The 23,101-nt window shown below is 42.6% G+C and carries 17 protein-coding genes; 12 read left to right on the top strand and 5 right to left on the bottom strand.

Annotated features, from left to right (window positions below; translation table 11 throughout):
- The first annotated feature begins 6 nt into the window (after positions 1-6).
- The 6 genes from ACFSQ3_RS12245 (at position 7) to ACFSQ3_RS12220 (ending at position 7,517) form a co-directional block, all read left to right on the top strand.
- Complete coding sequence (locus tag ACFSQ3_RS12245; RefSeq protein ID WP_380869838.1) at positions 7-441, top strand: DUF4783 domain-containing protein; 435 nt, start codon at positions 7-9, stop codon at positions 439-441.
- A gap of 73 nt (positions 442-514) precedes the next feature.
- Positions 515-1,375 (top strand): carboxylating nicotinate-nucleotide diphosphorylase, encoded by an 861-nt coding sequence (nadC, locus tag ACFSQ3_RS12240; RefSeq protein WP_380869837.1) that lies wholly within the window; start codon positions 515-517, stop codon positions 1,373-1,375.
- A gap of 12 nt (positions 1,376-1,387) precedes the next feature.
- Complete coding sequence (plsY, locus tag ACFSQ3_RS12235) at positions 1,388-2,035, top strand: glycerol-3-phosphate 1-O-acyltransferase PlsY (RefSeq protein ID WP_380869836.1); 648 nt, start codon at positions 1,388-1,390, stop codon at positions 2,033-2,035.
- 48 nt (positions 2,036-2,083) lie between these two features.
- Positions 2,084-2,887, top strand: a complete 804-nt coding sequence (locus tag ACFSQ3_RS12230) for a M48 family metallopeptidase (RefSeq protein WP_380869835.1) — start codon at positions 2,084-2,086, stop codon at positions 2,885-2,887.
- A 105-nt stretch (positions 2,888-2,992) separates the two neighbouring features.
- Positions 2,993-3,868 carry an ABC transporter ATP-binding protein gene (locus ACFSQ3_RS12225; RefSeq protein WP_380869834.1) on the top strand — a complete coding sequence of 292 codons (876 nt, stop codon included), beginning with the start codon at positions 2,993-2,995 and terminating at the stop codon, positions 3,866-3,868.
- 1 nt (position 3,869) lies between these two features.
- On the top strand, positions 3,870-7,517 hold the full coding sequence (locus tag ACFSQ3_RS12220; RefSeq protein WP_380869833.1) for an ABC transporter permease/M1 family aminopeptidase: 3,648 nt from the start codon (positions 3,870-3,872) through the stop codon (positions 7,515-7,517).
- Between the two features lie 80 nt (positions 7,518-7,597).
- Here ACFSQ3_RS12220 and ACFSQ3_RS12215 read toward each other — a convergent pair whose 3' ends face one another.
- Positions 7,598-10,783 (bottom strand): ligand-binding sensor domain-containing protein, encoded by a 3,186-nt coding sequence (locus ACFSQ3_RS12215; RefSeq protein WP_380869832.1) that lies wholly within the window; start codon positions 10,781-10,783, stop codon positions 7,598-7,600.
- Between the two features lie 98 nt (positions 10,784-10,881).
- Here ACFSQ3_RS12215 and ACFSQ3_RS12210 point away from each other — a divergent pair, with 98 nt between their 5' ends.
- From ACFSQ3_RS12210 to ACFSQ3_RS12185, 6 genes are all read left to right on the top strand, one after another.
- Positions 10,882-11,979 carry a glycoside hydrolase family 43 protein gene (locus tag ACFSQ3_RS12210; RefSeq protein ID WP_380869831.1) on the top strand — a complete coding sequence of 366 codons (1,098 nt, stop codon included), beginning with the start codon at positions 10,882-10,884 and terminating at the stop codon, positions 11,977-11,979.
- Positions 11,980-12,022: 43 nt separating this feature from the next.
- Positions 12,023-13,069: a glycoside hydrolase family 43 protein gene (locus tag ACFSQ3_RS12205; protein ID WP_380869830.1), complete on the top strand. Its 1,047-nt coding sequence runs from the start codon at positions 12,023-12,025 to the stop codon at positions 13,067-13,069.
- A gap of 233 nt (positions 13,070-13,302) precedes the next feature.
- The gene (locus tag ACFSQ3_RS12200; RefSeq protein WP_380869829.1) at positions 13,303-14,586 is read left to right on the top strand and encodes a Gfo/Idh/MocA family protein; all 1,284 of its coding nucleotides are present in this window, start codon (positions 13,303-13,305) and stop codon (positions 14,584-14,586) included.
- A gap of 47 nt (positions 14,587-14,633) precedes the next feature.
- Entirely contained in the window at positions 14,634-16,040 is a 1,407-nt protein-coding gene (locus tag ACFSQ3_RS12195) for a 3-keto-disaccharide hydrolase (RefSeq protein WP_380869828.1), read from the top strand.
- A 26-nt stretch (positions 16,041-16,066) separates the two neighbouring features.
- The gene (locus tag ACFSQ3_RS12190; RefSeq protein WP_380869827.1) at positions 16,067-17,482 is read left to right on the top strand and encodes a Gfo/Idh/MocA family oxidoreductase; all 1,416 of its coding nucleotides are present in this window, start codon (positions 16,067-16,069) and stop codon (positions 17,480-17,482) included.
- 35 nt (positions 17,483-17,517) lie between these two features.
- Positions 17,518-19,353: a glycoside hydrolase family 2 protein gene (locus ACFSQ3_RS12185; RefSeq protein ID WP_380869826.1), complete on the top strand. Its 1,836-nt coding sequence runs from the start codon at positions 17,518-17,520 to the stop codon at positions 19,351-19,353.
- 59 nt (positions 19,354-19,412) lie between these two features.
- Here ACFSQ3_RS12185 and ACFSQ3_RS12180 read toward each other — a convergent pair whose 3' ends face one another.
- The 4 genes from ACFSQ3_RS12180 to pxpB are packed head-to-tail and all read right to left on the bottom strand — an operon-like array spanning position 19,413 to position 23,098.
- Positions 19,413-20,600, bottom strand: a complete 1,188-nt coding sequence (locus tag ACFSQ3_RS12180; RefSeq protein WP_380869825.1) for an NRAMP family divalent metal transporter — start codon at positions 20,598-20,600, stop codon at positions 19,413-19,415.
- Complete coding sequence (locus ACFSQ3_RS12175; RefSeq protein ID WP_380869824.1) at positions 20,600-21,367, bottom strand: 5-oxoprolinase subunit PxpA; 768 nt, start codon at positions 21,365-21,367, stop codon at positions 20,600-20,602. Before ACFSQ3_RS12175 ends, ACFSQ3_RS12180 begins: the two co-directional genes overlap by 1 nt.
- Entirely contained in the window at positions 21,358-22,356 is a 999-nt protein-coding gene (locus ACFSQ3_RS12170) for a 5-oxoprolinase subunit C family protein (protein ID WP_380869823.1), read from the bottom strand. The genes ACFSQ3_RS12175 and ACFSQ3_RS12170 overlap by 10 nt, the downstream gene beginning before the upstream one ends.
- Positions 22,337-23,098 (bottom strand): 5-oxoprolinase subunit PxpB, encoded by a 762-nt coding sequence (gene pxpB, locus ACFSQ3_RS12165; RefSeq protein ID WP_380869822.1) that lies wholly within the window; start codon positions 23,096-23,098, stop codon positions 22,337-22,339. The genes ACFSQ3_RS12170 and pxpB overlap by 20 nt, the downstream gene beginning before the upstream one ends.
- Positions 23,099-23,101: the final 3 nt, after the last annotated feature.

Genomic DNA, 23,101 nt, shown 5'->3' with positions numbered 1-23,101 from the left:
TTCTGCTTGGCATTATTCTTGTTAAAAGTGGAAGCATTATTTACTTACGACATGATTACCGCGTTTATCCATTCTTGCTTTATTTTACCCCTGCTATTTTTCGGTCAGCTCGAAGTAAGTTTGGATATTCAGAAAGATATTTTGCAAGCGATTAAGGACGGACAAGCGAAAAAGATTGCTGCATATTTCGGGGAAAATGTGTCTATTACGTTGAAAGACAATGTGGCGTACTATTCAAAATTTCAAGCCGAAATGGTTTTGCAGGATTTCTTTCGAACTTATAAAGCCGTTGACGTTAAGCAGGTGCAAGGCGTAAATAAAGATGGTAGCCAAAACTATATCATTTACGAATTCAATACAAACTCGCGATCGTTTCGGGTTTTCGTACGTTTTGCCGAAGTCAACAATAGCATGGTAATTTCCGAATTACGGATAGAATAACGCAACATTTTTACGTTGAGAGCTTCCAAATCAGCCATTTTTTTTTCATCTTCGCTTAAATTATCACGATCATATGGATAGGAATTTTCGGGAACAACTGCATCAGTTTGTGGAGTTGGCGATGTCGGAGGATGTGGGGTCCGGAGATCATACTACTTTATCTACGTTGCCAATATCGAGACCCGGAGAAGCTAAATTGCTCGTTAAAGAAGACGGCATTTTGGCGGGAGTAGAAATTGGTTCGGCTATTATAGAGATGGTCGACAATAGCGTGGAAGTCGAAACGTTCTTGACTGATGGCGATGCAGTGAAAGTCGGAGATATCGTACTTTATATGCGCGGATCCATACACAGCATTCTTAAGGTCGAACGGTTATTGTTGAACGTGATGCAACGTATGTCAGGAATAGCAACGCGTACGAGTGCGTACGTAAAATTGCTGGAAGGTACAGAAACGAAAGTTTTAGATACGCGAAAAACCACGCCGGGCATTCGCTTTTTGGAAAAAGAGGCTGTTCGTATAGGTGGTGGTGTGAATCATCGTTTTGGCTTGTACGACATGATTTTGATTAAAGATAATCATGTGGATTACGCGGGCGGTATTGAAGCTGCTTTGCAGAATGCCTTTGATTACCGTGAAAAACAAGGTCTTGATATTCAAATCGAGGTGGAAGTTCGTTCTTTAGATGAACTGGAAGAAGTTCTTCAATTTTCATCAAAGGTAGATCGCGTAATGTTGGATAATTTTACGCCAGAACTTACCAAACAGGCAGTTCATCGAATCAACAGGCAATTGATTACGGAATCTTCCGGAGGAATAACGATGGATACAATACGCAGTTATGCACTAACTGGTGTCAATTATATTTCAGTGGGTGCCTTAACACACTCCGTGAAAAGTTTGGATTTAAGTCTTAAAGCCAAATTAATTTAGTAAATTTTACGCATGGTTTCAGTCTATCTGTCTGGCATTGTTATTTTAGCTTATCTATTTGGTTCGGTGCCGACAGCCGTTTGGTTTGGTCAGGCATTTTATAAAGTGGACGTTCGGGAATTCGGGAGCGGAAATGCTGGAGCAACAAATACATTTCGTGTCTTGGGTGCTAAGGCAGGATCAATCGTCATGTTCGTGGACATTTTGAAGGGTTGGACAGCAACAAACTTGCCTTATTTGTTAGACACATCCGTTATCGGGACAGCCAATGCAACTACATTCGTGAATTTTCAGTTGGCATTAGGGGTTATTGCTGTTATTGGCCATTTATTTCCGGTTTTTGCGGGATTCCGTGGCGGTAAAGGTGTTGCAACGCTGTTCGGAATGGTATTAGCGATTCATCTCCCCGCGGCGCTGATGTGCGTTTCCGTATTTATCACGGTGCTTTTGATTACGCATTACGTTTCACTAAGTTCCATTTTGGCCGGATTTACTTTTCCGTTTAGTATTGCTTTTATTTTCAAAACTTCTGTTCCGTCTATTCTGCTATATGGAATCGCTATTTGCGCGCTAATCCTGGTTACGCATCAGAAGAATATCGAGCGGTTGTTGAAGGGGCACGAATCGAAAATTTATCTATTCAAGAAGAAGTCTAGCTGATTTTAGGCATAGCATTTGTGTTTATTTCGCTAAACACAGTATTATCTCATGAAAAAATTATTTAAATACGTACCTATCGTATTAGCGTCGGCGGTTTTAGTCGGATGTGCTACTTCAGCCATTACAGGGCGTAGATATCTACGGTTGGTTGATTCTGAAACGATTAATCAACAAGCGGCAGTTGCTTATAAAGAATTTTTAGGAACCAATAGTTCGAAGGTGGTAACTGGTACCTCACAAGCGACAATGGTTAAAAATGTAGGTAACAAAATTGCTCTTGCAACGCAAAAGTTTTTAACAGAGCGTGGTATTGCTGATAAATATAACTTCAACTGGGAATTTAATTTGGTTGAAAGTCCTGATGTAAACGCATGGTGTATGCCAGGAGGAAAAGTAGCTGTGTACACCGGTATTTTGCCGATTACTGCAAATGAAGCTGGTTTGGCAACGGTCATGGGACACGAAATTGCGCATGCGATTGAGGAACACTCGGTAGCACAAGCTTCCAACCAGATGGCTTTGCAATTAGGCGGAGCTGTAGTTGGTGGAGCAGCGCAAATTAGTAGAAATAAAAGTATTGGCGTGTTCAATAGCTTGTACGGTATTGGCGGTAACTTAGGAATGCTGAAGTTCTCACGTAATGATGAGTTGGCTGCCGATAAAGCAGGGATCATTATCATGGCTTTAGCGGGATACGATCCGAATGAAGCTGTGAATTTTTGGAGCAGAATGGCAAACGCAAAATCTGGTCAGTCTCAACCTGAATTCCTAAGTACACACCCGAGCGATGCTCGACGGATCAGCCAATTGGAATCCTTAGTTCCAGAAGCGATGAAATACTACAAAAAATAATATTACATCATCATGTCTAGTATAAAAGGGAAGAACTTTCAAAAGTTCTTCCCTTTTTTGTAACAAAATTACCTTCCCACATACTAATAACATAAAATTGATATCATGGACCTATTATTACATAATCTTACTAAAACATATGGAAATGGCGTGAAGGCGCTGGACGGGATCGACTTAACGATTAAACCGGGGATGTTTGGACTGCTGGGACCAAATGGCGCAGGAAAATCAACGTTAATGCGAACCATCGCTACGCTACAACAGCCGGATTCCGGTACAATTACTTTCGGAGATATTGATGTGCTAAAAAATCCGATGGATTTACGTCGTCAACTGGGATATCTACCGCAGGAATTTGGAGTTTATCCTGGCATGTCGGCCGAGGATTTGCTCGATTATTTCGCACAATTAAAAGGAGTGAGTAGTAGCAAGGAAAGAAAGGACATTGTAGGTCGTGTTTTAGAAATTACTAACTTATATCAAGTAAAGAATAAAAACGTCAGCGGGTATTCTGGTGGTATGAAACAGCGATTTGGAATCGCTCAATTATTATTAAACGATCCAAAATTGATTATTGTCGACGAGCCAACGGCTGGTCTTGATCCGGCAGAGCGTAGTCGTTTTTTAAATGTGCTCCGGGAGATTGGTACTAACCATACCGTTATTTTTTCTACTCACATCGTGGACGACGTGCGCGAGTTGTGCCATGAGTTAGCGATTGTGAATGGCGGAAAAGTGCTTTATCGAGGTACTTCACAAGGTGGAGAAGAGATGTTGCGCGGAAAAGTATGGAAGGCAACGATCTCGCGTGATACATTCGATGATTACAATAAGAAATTCAACGTTATTTCATCCAACTACAACCGTGATAACTCCTTAAATATTCGCGTTTATAAAGAAGAATTTCCGGGCGTAGAATTCGCTTCTGTGGAACCGATTTTGGAAGATGTATATTTTGTTTCATTGAAAAAAGACGCTTAGCATGTTTAGCACGATATTTTTATTTGAAATAAAGCGCTGGCTTAAGAATCCGGTGTTTTATGTGTATTGCGCAGTGTTTTTCGGACTTGCTTTGTTTCTTTCGCTATCCGCAATGGGAGCATTCGATGCAGCGACAAGTACTACATCACGTCCGACTTTCGTAAACTCGCCAACCAATATAGCCGGATATTTGAATAGCTTTTCGACACTAATCTATTTTTTACTGCCGACCATTGTAGGAGCTGCGGTGTATCGAGACTATCAATATCAATTTCATCAGGTATTGTTTTCGTATCCATTGACTAAACCTAGCTATCTGTTCGGAAAGTTTTTTGGAAGTTTTGCCATCACAATGCTGATTCCGCTTTGCTGTATGTTAGCATTTATTGTTGCGCAATGGATGCCAAACGTAAATCCAGAATTGATAGGCCCGAATAATGCGTTTGCTTATCTGCAGGCGTTTTTTATCATTATCGTTCCGAATATGTTGTTGTTCGGATTAATGGTTTTTGCGGTCGTCAATTATTCACGGAATATTTATGCTGGCTTCGTGTTTGTCTTGATGCTATTTATTTTTCAGGCGGCATTCAATACCATGTCCAATGACATCGAAAACGAATACTTAATGGCTATGCTTGATCCATTCGGTTTCGAGCCCATATCGTATTACACGAAATATTGGAGCGTGGATGAACAAAATACAAGAATGATGCCTTTGAATGATGTGTTTTTATATAACCGTTTGATTTGGTTAGGCGTTAGCTTATTGATTGGAAGCATCGTTTATTACACATTTAGCTTCTCACATCTTGGTCATCAATTAGGAAAACGCAAAGATGGTAAGCGCTTAGTTAAGGAGAATTTCGGCGTAGTTATGCAGATCAATTTACCTAAAGTTACATTGGCTTACGGCTTCTTAAGTCGGTTGGCAGTAGCTTGGCGCTTATCGTTTTATGAGTTTAAGGCAATTGTGCGGAATTGGACGTTCGCTATTATTATGATCATTGCAGCATTATTGGTGCTCAGCGTAACTTCAATAATGAGCGAGATTATGGGAACAGAAACCTATCCGGTTACATGGCAACTGCTGGAAACTATTGGTGCTATTTATGGCTTCCTAATTGTTATTCTCATTTTTCTTTTTGCTGGTATTCTTACGCAACGAGCACGAATGGCTAAAATGGACTTTATGGTCGATGCTACCGCAGTTCCAAATTGGACATTGTATCTGTCTCGAGTTTTCGCAATGATCCAAATGGTTGGCTTAATCTTGCTGATCAGTATGTTGACTGGCGTTGGCTACCAGATCTTTCAGCAGTATTACAAGTTCGAAATCGGCCATTATTTGCTGGAGCTGTTCGTTCTAGATTTGCCAAAATATGTGGTTTTTATCTTCTTTGCGTTATTCATCCATTCGTTTTTCAAAAACTACTTTGTCGGTTTTATCGTTTGTATCTTTCTGTATGTTGGGATTCCGTACTTATCTAAAATTGGTGTGGAGCAATCGATCTATATTTTTAATAGCGGAGGTGGTTACAGTTACTCGGATATGAATGGGTATGGTTCGTTGAGAAATCACCATTATTATCGTTTGTATTGGTTGCTGTTCGGTTTTGTTTTGTCTGGATTAACGTTACTGCTGTGGCGTCGTGGTCTGATGGGGAGCCTCAAAGATCGGTTCAAAACTATCAATTTACGAGCGCGAGCATCATTACTTATTCCTACGACGGTATTCTTAATAGCCTTCTTATGCTTAGGATACGCTATTTATTACCACAATAATATTGCCCAACCTTACTACTCTTCGAACGATCAAGAGCGACTTGCCGTAGAGCATGAAAAGAAATACAAGCATTATGCGGACATGCCGACGCCACGCTTAATTGATGTAAAACTTAATATGGATATCTATCCTAAGGAACGTGGTTACAAAGCTTCATTGGATATGAAATATGTCAATCGTACGAACAAGCTGGTTGATACCTTGTTTATGTCGCACAACGACAATATTGTATCGGAAGACTTCTCTTTACCTATTCGATTGGTGGTGAATGATACCGTTGGAAATGTGAAGATTTATGCACTAGAAAATCCACTGCAACCGGAAGATACGCTCGCTGTAAAATTCGAATTTGCTAATAAGGCAAACACATTTTTGGTCGACAAATCACCGATTTTGCAGAACGGCACATTCTTGAATAGTGCAATGTTCCCGAGTTTTGCTTATGATCCAAATGCGGAAATATCAGATAATAACATCCGGAAAAAATATGGATTGCAACCAAAGGATCGTATGTTGAATCCCACCGATTCTGCGGGTTTAGCGAATAATTATATATCGCATGACGCGGATTGGATAGATTTTGAGGCCACGATCAGTACATCTGCTGACCAAATTGCTATCGCGCCAGGTTATCTGCAGAAAGAATGGACAAGTGAAGATGGCCGTCGTCATTTCCATTACAAAATGGACAACAAAATGCTAAATTTCTATTCGGTTATTTCCGCACGATATGAGGTGATGCGCGATTCGTTGGATGATGTAAAATTGGAAATTTATTATCATAAAGATCATCCTTATAATTTGGATCGCATGATGGCTTCCATGAAGAAATCGTTAACTTATTATCAGGAAAACTACAGTCCATACCAATTCACGCAAATGCGGATTATCGAGTTTCCAAAAACGCACGGAACCTTCGCGCAAGCATTTGCCAATACGGTTCCATTTTCGGAAGCAATCGGATTTATAGCTAAAGTGGATGAGGATAATCCAAACGGCATCGATTTCCCATATAGTGTAGCGTCGCATGAGTTTGCGCATCAATGGTGGGCGCATCAGGTGATTGGCGGCAACGTAAAAGGTGCTACGATGCTGTCGGAATCACTTTCCGAGTATAGTTCGCTAAAAGTGCTTGAGCATACGTATGGTCGTAACCAAATGCGTAAATTCTTAAAAGAAGCTTTAGACAAATATTTGCAAGGACGGTCGAATGAGCGTATTGGAGAAAATCCATTGATGTTGAATGAAAACCAAGCTTACATCCATTACAATAAAGGTTCATTGGTGATGTATGCACTGAGTGATTTATTTGGTGAGAAAAACTTCAATGCCGTGTTGAGCGACTACGTCGATCAGGTTGCGTTTCAATATCCGCCGTATACCAATTCGATCGAATTGGTGGATTTGCTTAAAGCGCGTATGCCTGATTCCTTGCAATACGCTATTCACGACATGATGGAAACCATCACGTTGTATGATAATAGTGTGATTTCTGCAAAGTCGAAACCGTTAGCGGACGGAAAATATGAAGTGGATTTAGCGTTCGAAGTTCGCAAGTACAGAACGGATGCTAAAGGGAAAATGATTTTTGATGATAAAACCGGAAAGGCTTCGAAAACACCAGCCAAGCAAGATTCTTCCGCTTCGTTACCGCTGCAAGATTATGTAGATATTGCCATTTTCGGAGAGCCCAAGAAATCAGGAAAATACAATGTAGATAACCCAATTTACGAAAAACGCATCAAGATTGACAAAACGCTGAACAATATGCGAATCGTGGTGGACAGCAAGCCAATAGAAGTTGGGGTAGATCCAAATAACAAATTAATTGATGCCAATTCCGACGACAACCGGAAGAAGATATAGTTTATTTTACGTGTTGTTTAGACCTCGTAACCATTTGGTTGCGAGGTTTTTTTTGTTGTAAATGGATAGTGATATTCAGCTTACTCTTCAGTCGACAGCGGTATGCTCAACACAAAAACATTCATGCCTTGCTCGTCCGTTTTGTATTTCAATTTTCCGCTATGCAAGGTGGCAAATGAATGTGCTAAAGCTAGCCCGAGTCCGGTTCCGCTTACTTGATAATGCGCGCTCGAACGATGGAAAGGCTTAAAAATGTTAGCAACATCGTCGTCCGAAACGGTTACTCCATCGTTTTTAATCATTAAATCAAATCGCTTCGTCGTTTCGTTTCTTACCAACCTTATTCGGACATCTTTGTCCGCATATTTAAAGGCATTGGAGAGCAGGTTATTGACGATTTTATAGATAACTTCTACATCAATTTTAGCTTCTAAAGCATCATCCAAATCCATTTGCAAATCAATAGATTTGTTCTCGATAATCGGTTCGAATTCTTCCACACAAAGACGAATCAATTGTGAAACTTGCTGGGCATTGAAGCGGAGCGAAACCTCCTCACTTTCCACTTTCCTGAAATCTAGCAATTGCTCCGTAAGCATGATCAATCTCTCCGTGTTCAATTGGATCGTATTTAGCCAGCGTTGCGTTTTTTCCTCGTGTGCCAGGTTATTGATCTTTTCAAGCGGAGCTTTGATGAGCGTTAAAGGCGTTTTTATTTCGTGCGTGACGCGCATAAAAAAGTCCATTTTCGCTTCGTAAAGCTGCCTTTCTTTATGGGATTTGATGGTTTGTAATCGACGGCGGTTCTTTTCTTTGACGTTCCGATCGTAGAAATAGAAGAACAAACCAATTAAGCCTAAAGCGAATAATCCATAGATCAAAAAGGCAGGAATGCTTGCGTAAAATGGAGGCCGGATAAGGATTTGTAGTTGTTTTTCTTGCGATATCGGCTCTCCACTTGCGTCGCAAGCCAATACCTGAAAAGTATAGCGACCGGGGGGAATCTTGGTGAAGTTGGCTTTACCATTCTTGCGCAGGAAAGTCCAAGCAGAATCTAAACCAAGTAGACGATAGCGATAAGATGTTGCCTGTGCCGAAACGTAATTCAACGCCGCAAAATCAATACTTATGGTAGATTCATCGTGATCTAATGTGATTTGATCAGTGTAAGTGACCGATCTTGTAAGATTTCCTGGCGTACCTCCAATAAGCAATTCTCGCTGATGCGACTGAATTCCTGTGATGTAAATTGGCGTTACCAAATTCGTTCGATACAAGGAGCTCCAAACTTCCGGATTAAAGCGTGTCAATCCTTTCGTCGAGCCGAAATACAAAAAGCCTTTAGAATCTTTAAAAGAAGAATTGTAATTGAATTGCAGATCCAAAATACCGACCTCAGTATCGAAAGTTTCGACCGTTCGGCGTTGCCTATTCATTCTAACTAGCCCGCGCGAAGTACTGATCCATATATTGTTGGTCGCATCTTCTTCAAATCCCAAAACCAAATTGCTGGGCAATCCATCGCGCGTTGTGATTCGCGAAAAATCATTAGAAGATGCTCGCCAAAGCGCTATTCCACTCTCTGTTCCAATCCAAATTTGCCCTTGTGCATCTTGAAAAATCCGATTTGCGCGATTGCTATTCAAGGAATTTTTATCTTTCGGGTTATGGATGTACTGTTCAAAACTGCCTTTTTTTCTATCGTACCTAATGATGCCATTTCTCCAGGTTGTCAGCCAAATCTGACCTTCTTTATCTTCAAATACATTCGTGTAAAAATGGTGCTTCGGAACATCGGTGATACGACGAAATTGATCTGATCCCGGGAAAAATTGATAAAGTCCGCGGAGTGTAGCCAAGAGGATTTCGCCGGATTTAGTTCGGCAGATTGAAAACACAAAGTCATCACCCAAAGCGCCATCTGTATTGGCGTGGTTATAGGATTTTACGACGCGTTTCGTACGCACGTCAATCAAATCCATGCCTTTATAAAAGGTTCCGACGAGCAAGCTGTCACCTACGATACAGAGCCCGTGGATGTTTGTATGAGATAGCCCGTCAGCAAGACCCAGATTCGTGAATTTGTTTGTTTCGGTCGACCAAGATGTTAAGCCCTGATCTTCGGTTCCGATCCAAATTTGCCCGTAGTGGTCTTCCACAATTTCCCTTGTCGCATGGCCATTGATGGAGTTGACAGAATTTCTTGGAAATATCTTCTCAAAAAAATTATGCTGTTGGTGAAAGTAATTAAGTCCTCCGAAAAACGTACCTACCCAAACACCTTGTTGATGATCTTTCGTAATTGTGTATAATGCATTATCGGAAAGACTCCAAGGATTGTCTTTTTCATGCACGTGGATGTGATGCTGCCCGGTAGCCCGATCATAAATTAATAAGCCCAGCTCCGTAGCCATCCAAAGCTGTTGCTGATCTACTTCGGCAATATCGCGGATGAATAGCGGCGCATTCGTGTTTTCGTTGGCAACTAAGTGTTCAATGCGATCATTCTGTGATGAATAACGAAATAATCCCCGACGCGAAGTACCAATCCAAATATCGTTTTGATCGTCTACATACAGCTTTTCAATACGATTGTTCCAAACCTCACCAGCTTCTAAACTGTATTTTTTTCCATCGCGAAGCGAAATCAAAGATGAACCGATTCCGTACCAAACCTTATTGTGCCTGTCAATGCATAATCGGTTAATTGTTCCGTGGTCAGATTTTACCTTACGAGTAAGTGTTTTTGTTTTCACACGGAAGCAATACAACTCGCTGTTGGCAATAAACCAAATATCACCGGTACGATCTTTTTGAATTTGTAAAATTTCTTTCCTTTTCGTTTCCGGTAAAATCGAAAAAGTTTGTCGATATGGATCGAAGCAATACAAACCTTGGTCTGTACCTACCCAAACTTCTTTATTTTCCCCGATGCATAAGCTATGAATGAAGTTACTGCCTAATCCTAAATCGCTGTTCGGATTAGCGTAATAGGTTTTGAAATTATAACCATCGAAGCGATTAAGGCCATGTCGCGTTCCAAGCCATAGAAAGCCGTCCTGATCCTGCGCGCTACAAAGCACCGCGTTGTTGGACAAGCCATTAGCAACCTGAAAATTGTTGAAGTATATTTGAGCATGTACGGATCGGAAGCTTAGTAGGGAGATTAAAAGCATCCAATAAAGACCATATTGCGCACGCCATCTTACCGAAACCGTTGAGACGATTTTACACCTTTTTGAGCTAAAACGGCAAATTCTTGACATGATTATTTCACAATTTTGCAATAGGTAGTAGCGTGGTTTACACGAAATGAACTACGCAATTATAAACAAAATCTAGATTTTAACTCCAATATAAATACATGATTCGCTATTTATTTATTCTGCTTGTCCTATCATTTGCATCGGTATCCTGCTATCGCGCTGAGGCTGAAAATGATCAACCTAAAAATCCGTTGGACGTCCCATTTGGCGATCCGTATGTTCTATATGACAAAGCTTCCGACAAATACTATATGTACGGAACCGGCGGTGTGGATAATGGCTTTATGGTGTATTCCTCTAACGATTTAAAAGATTGGAAGAAGGAAGGGACGGCGTATTCGAACGATCAGGAAAACGCTTGGGGAACTAAGGATTTTTGGGCACCAGAAGTTTATGCGCACAAAGGCAAATACTATATGTTTTACAGCTCACATTGGAAGGATAATCCGAATAATGAGTTAGAAAATTACCGAATTGGTGTTGCCGAAGCGGACAGCCCATTAGGACCATTTATCGACCGATCGTCTGGGCCCATTTTCGATCCGGGATATCCGATTATTGACGCGAACCTTTACTTTGCAGACAACGGAAAAATTTATTTGTATTATTCGAGGTGTTGCTATAAACATGCGGTGGATTCCGAAATTTCCACATGGGCGAAAGAAAAAGGCATGTACGATGAAATTGAGGAGAGCTGGATTTACGGGGTGGAGTTAGCTTCAGATTTTTCTCGTGTTGTTGGTGAGCCGGTGTTGTTGTTGCGACCTCCTGTTTCCTTGGACGATAAACAGTCAGAATGGGAAAGCCGTTCGGTAACGAGTGGCGAGGTAAATCGCCGCTGGAGCGAAGGTTCGTATTTATTTAAAGAAGGCGATACCTATTACATGATGTATTCTGCCAATTACTTTGGAGGCGAGAATTACGCAGTAGGTTACGCAACGGCAACGCATCCGCTAGGACCATTTGAAAAATCAGCCAACAATCCAATTCTGCAAAAGAATACACAAGATGGCGGAATTGTCACCGGTACTGGTCATAACAGTTTGGTAAAAGATCGGAACGGCGCTACGTGGTGCGTTTATCACGGCAGAACCAACAAAACAGGCGATCAACGTTTGGCTTTTATCGATCGGATAACCTTGGACGAATCTGGAAACTTAAGGGTTGAAGGGCCGACGGTGGAATTGAAGGATTGATTTTTTGAATCACATTATCGGGGGAGAAATATAAAACGCAACTATGATAAAGAAATTAAGAATACCGCGTAAATGGTTGACCTATTTTGCAATAATCGGAATGGTTTCATCTTCGCCAGCACTCATTTCATGCGGTGCAAGCGATCAATCGGAAATGAAAAGTGCCGCACAATCTGCCGAAGTTGCCGATTCGGTAGATATTTTGCTCGCCGACCCAACTATTTTCGAGGATAATGGCACCTACTACGTTTACGGAACGGACGGCGATCGCCCAGATCATGGCTTTCGTGTGTATGCATCGACCGATTTAGAAACCTGGCAAGGCCCGGTGGGCGCGAAAGAAGGCTTTGCTTTGGTGAAAGATGATGTGTTTGGCGATAAAGGTTTTTGGGCACCTCAAATTTGGAAAGAAGGAACTACGTATTATATGGCGTACACCGCGAACGAGAACATTGCGATCGCAACCAGTAATTCTCCATTAGGCCCATTTACACAAGAGCAAAAAGTGCCAATCATCCAAGAAGGAAAACAGATTGATCCGTTTATCTATCAAGATGAAGACGGCAAGAAATATCTTTATCATGTCAAGCTGCAAGAAGGTAATCGCATTTTCGTGGCGGAATTAAATGACGGATACGGTTCTATTAAATCGAACACATTGCAAGAGTGCTTGAGCGCGACCTTGCCTTGGGAAAATACGAATAATGCATCTTGGCCGGTAGCGGAAGGTCCGACCGTAATTAAAAGAGACGGAAAATATTATATGTTTTACTCGGCTAATGATTTCCGGAATCCTGATTATGCGGTCGGTGTTGCGGTCGCTGATCAAGCTGCCGGGCCTTGGACGAAGGTTGGCAACGAAGCTTTATTAAGCAGAGTACAAACCAATTGGGCGGGAACCGGTCATGGTGATGTTTTTCGTGCGAATAATACATGGTATTACGTTTGTCATACGCACTTCTCCGACAATGCCGTTGGTCCGAGAAGAACGGCGATTGTCCCCTTCAATTGGGATCAGTCGGATAGTTTAGGGATTAAGAAGCCTGAATTTAAAGGTAGTGAAATCCAATTTTTACACGCTTCGGAATAAAATTTACGTCGTTTTGTAAACGTCTTGTTACCTGATACAATTTGAGGGTAATTTGATTCGATATGCTAAGCTTTTTCTAACGGAAAAGCTTAGTTTTGGTTATATGTACCTATGAAAGGCTATTTTTTTCTTGGAAGAAAGGCTATTTTATAAGTGCTACCGTTATAAACTGCAGCTTTCGTGCTGCATGAACTTAAAAATAAGTTCTTCGCTTATGAAGAATAATCAATTGAATGAATAGGAAGAAATTTATTGCTCAATCCGCGGTGTTTGCTGCGTCAAGTTTAAGCTGGGGAGCTTTTGCCAAAAGTTTTTCTTCGCAAGCTGTTCGCGTGGGCGCTATTGGCATAAACGGCATGGGATGGGCGAATCTGCAAGCTATCTTAAAAGATAAACGCGTCACCTGTACAGCTCTCTGCGATGTGGATGAAAATGTGCTCAACAAAAGGGTTGAAGAACTGAAAGCGAAAGGCATTTCAGTGAAAACCTATAATAATCACGAGGATTTGTTACTTGATGAAAATGTAGATGCTGTAATTATCGGAACGCCGGATCATTGGCATTGTCTGCAAATGGTGGAGGCGGTGGAAGCAGGGAAGCATGTTTACGTAGAAAAACCGATAGGGAATTCTATTCGCGAATGCGAGATCATGGTAGACGCGGCTACGACAAGTAAGAAGGTTGTTCAGGTTGGACAATGGCAACGTAGCCAACAGCATTTTAAAGACGCGATTGCATTCGTGCATTCCGGTAAACTTGGTAAAGTCAGACAAGTGAAAGCTTGGTCTTATGTAGGTTGGAAAACACCGATTTTGAAGAAAGCTGACGAAGCTGTTCCCGCGGGCGTGGATTACGAGAAATGGCTTGGGCCTGCAAAAAAACGTCCATTCAATCCAAACCGATTTCACTTCGAATTTCGTTGGTTTTGGGATTATGCGGGAGGTTTGATGACAGACTGGGGCGTGCACATGCTTGATTACGCTTTGCTCGGAATGCAAGTTTCTGATCCGGTTTCCGTCATGGCTGCAGGAGGAAAGTTTGCAGCGCCGGATGGTGCATCTGAAACACCTGATACGCTAACGGCAGTTTACGAATTCGACGATTTCAATATCCAATGGGAACATGCTATTGGCATTGCTGGCGGTCCTTATGGACGCGATCACGGCGTGGCATTTATTGGAAATAACGGCACATTAGTGCTTAACCGCGGTGGCTGGGAAGTCATTCCGGAAGGAGATCGCATGCAATCCGTTTCCCTACAGAAATCGGTAGATAATGGACTGGAAAAACACATGGTCAACTTTGTCGACGCCATCACACAGAATAATCCATCGATTCTAAATGCTCCTGCACAGGCAGGCGCGCATATTGCCATTTTAGCACAATTAGGAAATATCGCCTATCGTACCGGACAAAAATTGTATTGGGATAAAGACAACCATCGTTTTAAAAACCGATCAGCGAATAAATATTTATCAGCATCATACCACAACGGATATACCATTCCGAAAGTATGATAAACAAGAATTATAGCATTAAAAAATAACCAAAGTAAATACTAAAGATGATTAAATCGATAACATTCGGAAAACAAGTGAATTCCTGGTATAAAGTAATGACGCTCGCAGGCGCAGTTTTGTTAATCAGCGCACCGCAGGCACAAGCTCAAAAAGGCGGTTGGAAAAATCTTTTCGACGGCAAAACGCTTCAAGGTTGGAAAGCTGTTGGAGGAAAAGCGCCTTACAACGTAGTTGACGGTGAAATTGTCGGAACGATGACTAAAGGAACGCCTAATTCTTTCCTAATTACCGAACAAGAATATGGTGATTTTATCTTGGAATTGGACATCAAGTTAGAAGGCGAAAAAACGAATTCTGGCGTACAAACCAGAAGTCATCTTGATGCCAGTGCAGACGGTGGTCGCGGACGTGTTTACGGTCGTCAGGTAGAAGTTGATCCGAGTGGTCGTGCTTGGACTGGAGGTATTTATGATGAGGCACGCAGAGGTTGGCTTTATCCGCTTGATTTAAATGAAAAAGCGAAAACCGCTTACAAAAAGGATGCTTACAATCATTTGCGCATTGAAGCAATTGGTGATGAAACGCGTACTTGGGTAAACGGTGTTGAAGTGGCTCACGTTGTTGATACATTGGATCAAAAAGGATTTATTGGATTGCAAGTACACAGTATCGAAGATGATCAGGACGGAAAGAAAGTGTATTTTAAGAATGTCCGCATCAAAACAGAAAATCTGAAACCAACGAAGTTTTCTAAAAATGTGAGTGTGGTGAATTTAAAGCCAAACAACTTAAGCGTTGCTGAACAGAAAGCGGGTTGGAAATTGTTGTTTGATGGCAATTCTGCAGATCAATGGCGTAGTGTGCGCGATCAAAACTTCCCATCCCACGGATGGAAAGTAGGTGATGGTATTATTAAAGTGCAAAAGTCGGATGGGGGTGAATCTACAAATGGGGGAGATATCATTACACGCGATAAATATGCTGTATTTGATTTGTCATTCGAGTTTAAACTAACTCCAGGCGCAAATAGCGGTGTGAAATATTTTGTAACGCTAAAGGAGCAAACAGTCGGTTCTGCGATCGGATTGGAATTCCAGGTTTTAGATGATAAACTGCATCCTGATGCAAAAATGGGGCGCGATGGAAACCGCAAATTAGCTTCGCTATATGATCTAATCACTTCTAATCAAGACGAACGTCCACGTCGTCCTATTGGTGAGTGGAATCGCGGTCGTGTGGTAGTTGATGCTGATAACAATGTTACTCATTATTTAAATGGCGTTAAAATGGTTAGCTATAAACGCGGTTCTCAAGAATTTAGAGATTTAGTAGCGATCAGTAAATACAAAGGTTGGGAGAATTTTGGTGAAGCACCGGAAGGACACATCTTATTGCAAGATCATGGTGATGAGGTTTCTTTCCGAAACATCAAAGTGAAAAAAGTTAAGTAGTCATCCAATCCAAAAACAAAGAAACTATGAATCATTATTTATCGCGCCGAAGTTTTATAACGCGTACTGCCATGGCGGGAGGTGCTTTTATGTTGTCGAATAGCGTATTGGGGAATGTGAAATTGGCTTCGGCGAATGAGCGCGTGAACCTTGCATGTGTTGGAATTGGCAACCGCGCAGCGGATATCATTAAAGAATTATACAAAACCGGACTGTGTAACGTCGTCGCGCTTTGCGATGTGGATATGGAAGCGAAACAAACGCTGGAAATCTTGAAGATGTTTCCGAATGCGAAACGCTTTACGGATTTTCGTCGTCTTTTCGATGAATACGGCGATCAATTTGATGCGGTATCAATCGGAACGCCAGATTTTGCGCACTTTGCGATCACCATGTTGGCGATCGATCAAGGGAAGCACGTGTACGTCGAGAAACCAATGGCACAAACCTTCAATGAAGTGGAGTTGATGATCTTGAAAGCGAAAAAGCATAGCAATGTGGTAACGCAGATGGGTAATCAAGGGCATTCCGAAGCCAACTACTTTCAATTTAAAGCGTGGCAAGAAGCTGGAATTATCAAAGATGTCACCCGCATTGATGCGCACATGAACTTAGCGCGCCGCTGGCACGGTTGGGACACCAAAATCAAAAGCTTTCCGAAAGCGGAAACCATTCCAAGCACGTTGGATTGGGAAATTTGGCAAATGCAAACCTTAGGGCACGATTACAATAAAGATTTCGTGAATGGTCAATGGCGTTGTTGGTTCGATTTCGGAATGGGCGCTTTGGGAGATTGGGGCGCGCACATTTTAGATACCGCGCATGAATTCTTGCATCTAGGATTGCCAACGCAGGTTTCGGCTGTAAAACTGGATGGTCATAATTCATTCTTTTTCCCGATGTCATCTACGCTGAAATTCAGTTTCCCAAAACGCAAGAATATGCCAAAGCTGGACATTAACTGGTACGATGGAATCGATAATTTACCGCCAATTCCGGAAGGCTACGGCGTATCAGGACTCGATCCAAATATCCCGCCACCAAGCACGGGCGATTTGGAACCGGCAAAATTAAATCCTGGAAAGGTTATCTACGGAAAAGGATTAACCTTCAAAGGCGGATCACATGGTAGTACATTATCCATTATTCCGGAAGGTAAAGCGCAGGAAATGGAGCGCCGCTTACCGGAAGTTCCAAAATCACCATCCAATCATTTCGCGAACTTCTTGAAAGCTTGTAAAGGCGAAGAGAAAACACGTTCTCCATTCGAAATTGCCGGACCGTTGAGTCAGGTTTTCTGTTTGGGTGTGATTGCGCAGCGTTTGAATAATTCGATGGATTTCGATCCGATTCGCAAGGAAGTGACAAACGACAAGTTTGCGAACGCGTTATTAGCGGGGCCGCCGCCAGCAAAAGGCTGGGAACAGTTTTATAAAGTTTAACATCATCTATCTATAACTAAAAATTGGAACGTACAATGAACAAACTTCGGATAGTAGCTTGTTTGGCAGCGCTTGGCCTTTCCTCCGCATCTGCGCAGGAATGGAAGCCTGCCGGCGACAAGATTATGACCACGTGGGGAGAGAATCTCGACTATAAAAATCCGCATCCCGAATATCCACGTCCTCAACTCGAGCGAACGGGCAATTGGAAAAACTTAAATGGTCTTTGGAAATACGCGATCGTCGATCAAGCTGCATCAGCAGCTCCAAGCAATTGGGATGGCGATATTTTGGTGCCTTTTGCCGTGGAATCCGCTTTGTCGGGAGTAGGCAAATCCTTAAGCAAAGATCAGGCGTTATGGTACAAGAATGAAATTTCTTTACCATCGCGTTGGCAGAAAGGTAAAACGTTATTGCACTTCGGTGCGGTGGATTGGCGATGCGATGTCTACGTGAATGGCCAGCATGTTGGGCAGCACGAAGGCGGTTTCGATCCATTTTCTTTCGACATCAGCGCAGCGCTGAAAAAAGGAGAGAAGCAAGAAGTGGTTATTCGTGTTTGGGATCCAACAAGCGATGGGCCGCAACCGAGAGGAAAGCAAATTAACAATCCGCACGGCATTTGGTACACACCAGTTTCTGGAATCTGGCAAACCGTTTGGGCAGAGTCTGTTCCGACGACCTACATTGTAGATTCAAAACAAACGCCGGATGTAGATAAATCGAGTTTAACCGTGTCTGCAAATATCGCGGGAGCGAAATCGGGCGATGAACTTTTGGTAGAAGCTTTTGATGGTAAGCAGAAAATCGCAGAAGCAAAAGCATCGGCGGATGGAACAATCAACTTACCATTGAGTAATGTTTCTTTGTGGAATCCGGATAGTCCGAAATTGTATGATTTGAAGTTGAAAGTGGTTCGTGGTGGCAAAGTGGTCGATGAAGCAAAGAGCTATTTCGCGATGCGCAAAATCACGATGAAAGCCGACGAACAAGGCATCCAACGGATGTATTTAAACGATGAGTTTGTGTTTCACTATGGTCCGTTGGATCAAGGTTGGTGGCCAGATGGATTACATACGCCGCCTTCCGACGAAGCTTTGAAATTCGATGTTGTTAAAACCAAAGAAATGGGCTTCAACATGATTCGTAAGCACATTAAAGTAGAGCCAGCACGTTGGTACAGACACTGCGATAGCATAGGTATTTTGGTTTGGCAAGATATGCCGAGCGGAGATTTGGGCGGCAATACGTGGGATATGCAGCCTGGAAAAGTTTCGAATGGTCAGCACGATAAAGATCGTACGCCGGAATCAGAAGCGATCCACAAGAAAGAATGGAAAACGATTATGGATAAGCTGCACAACTTCCCGAGTATCGTGATCTGGGTTCCGTTTAATGAAGCTTGGGGACAATTTAAAACGAAGGAAATTACAGAATGGACGATGAAATATGATCCATCACGTTTGGTGAATAGTGCCAGCGGCGGAAACTTTGCCTACGTCGGACATATTCTTGATATCCACAATTATCCGGATGCAGCAATGCCTGATCCGCGTTTATTTGGCGATAAATTTATTTTAGCGTTAGGTGAATTTGGCGGTTTCGGTTTGCCGTTAGATGGTCATACTTGGCAAGAAAAAGATAACTGGGGATATGTTTCTTTCAAGAACAAAGAGGAGTTAGCAGATCGTTATCAAAAAGCGGTGACGGATTTGTCGAAATTGATTCCTCGCGGATTGTCTGCAGCTGTTTACACGCAAACGACGGATGTTGAAGTGGAAACGAATGGATTGATGACGTACGATCGTAAGGTGATCAAAATCCCGGAAAATACGCTGAAGAAAATGCATAGCGTATTGTACAAGAAGTAAAATTCTAAACCCTATATTGTTAACGTCCTCGATGAATTTTTATCGAGGGCGTTTCTTTTTTATTCAGGTAGCTTTTGCGCCAATTCCAGAATCGTTTGCATCGCCATATAAGCCATTACTAAAGCGATTAATGTTCCCGAAGCGGTCAACCAGTACGGTTGGCGATAAGCTCCGACAACCTCCGATTTGTGCGCTGCAATCAACATCATACACAAAGCAATCGGCAGAATAAATCCATTTAATGCTCCGGCAATCACTAATGTTTGAACAGGATTTCCAATCGCCGCATATAGCAGACAAGAAAGCAAAATAAATCCGACGGTCAATAAGCTGGCATGTTGATTAAAACGCGCATGAAAGCTTTTTATAAAGGTGATTGAAGTATATGCGGAACCAATGACTGAAGTGATAGCGGCAGCCCACATCACCAAACCAAAAATCTTGTATCCGATCGTTCCGCCTGCCCATTGAAATACGGAAGCTGGTGGATTGTTAGGATCGATAGCGAAACCCGCGCTAACGACGCCCAAGGCCGCTACGAATAGTAAAATACGCATGAGCGAAGCAATACCAATCGCACTAATCGCTCCACGATCAATCGTCGGAATGTTTTCTGCGCCCTTAATTCCGCGATCCAATAATCGGTGCGCTCCGGCAAATGTGATGTATCCACCAACGGTTCCTCCAATGATCGTTACCAAAGCGGTAAAGCTAAATTGCTCCGGCATGAACGTGCGCTGCGCTGCCTCCACCAATGGTGGATTGCTTTGTACAGCGATATACAACATCAGAAAGATCATAATCACACCGAGGATTTTCACAAAGAAATCCATCGCTTTGGAAGCTTCTTTATACAAGAAAATACCGATGGCAATCAAAGCGCTCAGCGCTGCACCGTAAGAAACATCTAGATCAAATAATACCTGTAAACCCAAGCCAGCACCCGCAAGATTCCCGATATTAAATGCCATTCCGCCAAATGCAACCATGATCGCGAGCGCATAGCCGAGCCCGGGAATAACCTTGTTGGCAATATCTTGCGCCGGAATACCGCTAACGGCCACGATGCGCCAAATGTTTAACTGCGCAACGATATCCACGATAATAGAAGCAAGAATTATAAAACCAAAGCTAGCGCCAAGCTGCGAAGTGAAAAGCGCAGTTTGCGTCAGGAAACCTGGTCCGATGGCCGATATAGCCATTAAAAATGCGGCACTAAGTAGTGCTCCCCAATTCGATTTTTGCATTATTCTGGTGCGCAGATGTTAATATTTTCTGTTAGTAATTGTTGTCGGAGTTGTTGGGCAAATTCCAGTGCATGGGCGCCGTCGCCATGCAGACAAATGGTGTCGATTTGACAATAATTAAAACTTCCGTCGATCGTTCGAATGGTTTTTCGTTTGATCATGTCGATGGATTGCTGGACAGCTTCCTCCGTGTTCGTAATCAATGCATCAGGATGTTGTCTGGAAACCAAGGTGCCATCGCTATTGTATCTGCGGTCGGCAAAACCTTCCTGCACCACCGACAAATTATTTTTCTGTGCTATTTCAACAGTTACGCTGCCAGCCAAAGCATACAGTTTTAGCTTTGGATCAAAGTCCAAAATTGCTTGAACAATGGATTCCGATAATGCACGATCTTGTGCCACCATATTGTACAAAGCGCCGTGCAGTTTAACGTGATGTAAACTGGCGTCAGCTGCTTTTACAAAAGCAGATAGCGCTCCAACCTGATACAGCACAAGCTGATAGGCTTCGCGTGGCGAAATTGGCATAGGAATGCGTCCAAAGTTTTCTTTATCTTCAAAACCTGGATGCGCACCGATAGCTACGCCACGTTGTTTTGCAGCAGCAACCGTTATTTCCATGCGTAAAGCGTCGCCAGCGTGAAAACCACAAGCAATATTTGCAGACGATATTAAATGCAATAAAGCTTCGTCAATCGGGTTCGATTGATTACCGGGAGATTCACCCAAATCGCAATTAAGGTCAATATTGTGTATCAAATCCATTCGTATTTTAAGTTCACCGCGCGCTTAACAGCTACGAAATCGGATTCCTGAGCAAGATATAGTTTTTCCGCTTCGATGAGTGTGATTTCTTTAAAAATCAATTGATCGCCGGGTTTCATTTGACCACAAATCGGTAAATCTACTGTAGCAACTTGTGCAATACGCGGATAACCGCCCGTTGTTTGGCAATCAGCCATCAACAAAATCGGCAGACCGCTTCCGGTGATTTGTATTGTTCCGAAACTTACCGCTGAGGATAGCAGTTCTTGATTTGTGTCATTTTTTTTGATCGTTGAACCTTTCAAAGTGTAACCCATACGATTACTTTGACGATCCACGGTAAATGGATTGGCTAACCATTTCCTCCATTCATCATCGCAGAACCAACCGGCTTCCGGACCTCGTGTCACGCGAATAGTTTGTGGGTTGGATGCGGAATGTGCACCAGATGTCACACACCAATTTGTATAGATTCGCTTTTGCGATAGCAAATACTTGAGCATATTTTTTTGGAAGTCGCTTGGTTGTTTTGCTTTTAACTGATCTTCGGACGCGATCAATCTTCCGTCCAATCCGCCAAATTTGGCGGACAGGTACGTGCTTCGGCTCCCCATAACTTCGGGAACATCCCATCCACTAGCCGTGGCTAAATAGGTTCGCGATCCCGAGCTGGTCGGAGCGAGCTTTATATGATCTCCTTTTTTTAAAGCGATTGGACGATTCGTTGGAAGTGATTCTTTTCCCAACTTCCACTTTGCGCCGTCGCCTGAGTAAGCGATTAATAGGTCTTCCGTTATTTCAATTTCTGCACCGCCATACGTAAACTCCAGCGTCGCTGCATCCGCATCATTGTTTAATGCTAAATTGGCCATTCGTGCCGAATAGCTATCCATTGCGCCAGATTGCGGAACGCCCGACGAAAGGAATTGCGTGCGACCGAGATCCTGCGCGGTGGTAAACATTCCCGACTTATGAATGCGAATTGCCATATTCGTTGTTTTGGTAAGCGTGAAATTCTTCTTCCGAGATAGCAACGAACTGAATTTCCATACCGCTTTTTAATAAAATTGGATTCGGCTGATTCGGGTCAAAAAGTCGTTGCGGAGTTTGTCCGATCAGTTGCCATCCTCCCGGACTTTCTAATGGATAAATACCGGTTTGCTCCCCAGCAATTCCCACGGCGCCAGCTGGAACTTTTGCACGTGGAGTTTCTTTACGTGACGTGGTTAATTGTTTATCCATTCCGCCCAAATAAGCGAATCCGGGCATAAATCCCATCATGTAAACTAAATATGTTGCAGCGCAATGCACTTCAATCACTTCTTTTGCCGTGATTTCATGATGTTTCGCTACAAAATCTAGGTCCGGGCCAAATATTCCGCCGTAACAAACCGGAATTTGAACGCGCTCTAGTTCTTTTTCCGAATCGTTGTGTAGATTTTTAAATCTTTCGAGAAGTTGATCAACAACAAGCTGTTGAATGCTTTTCGATAACCGAACATTTTTTGGAACGACAAGGATCGGGTCATAATGAATACACAAACTAGTGTAGGATGGAACAGCGGTGATAAAACCCGGAAACGGGTTTTCTAGAATAACATCGTTTAGTTGTCGGATGAGTTTCGCGATCGCCGGGTCAATGGTTTCACCAAATGCTATGATTACCGCTTTTTCGCCCAGCGCGTGAAATGTCGGGATCGGTTTAGTAGCGGTATTCACAGGGTTCATCATATT

The sequence above is a fragment of the Sphingobacterium corticis genome (assembly GCF_042684745.1).
Taxonomy (GTDB): Bacteria; Bacteroidota; Bacteroidia; order Sphingobacteriales; family Sphingobacteriaceae; genus Sphingobacterium; species Sphingobacterium corticis.
This window is presented reverse-complemented; position numbering and strand designations above follow the sequence as displayed.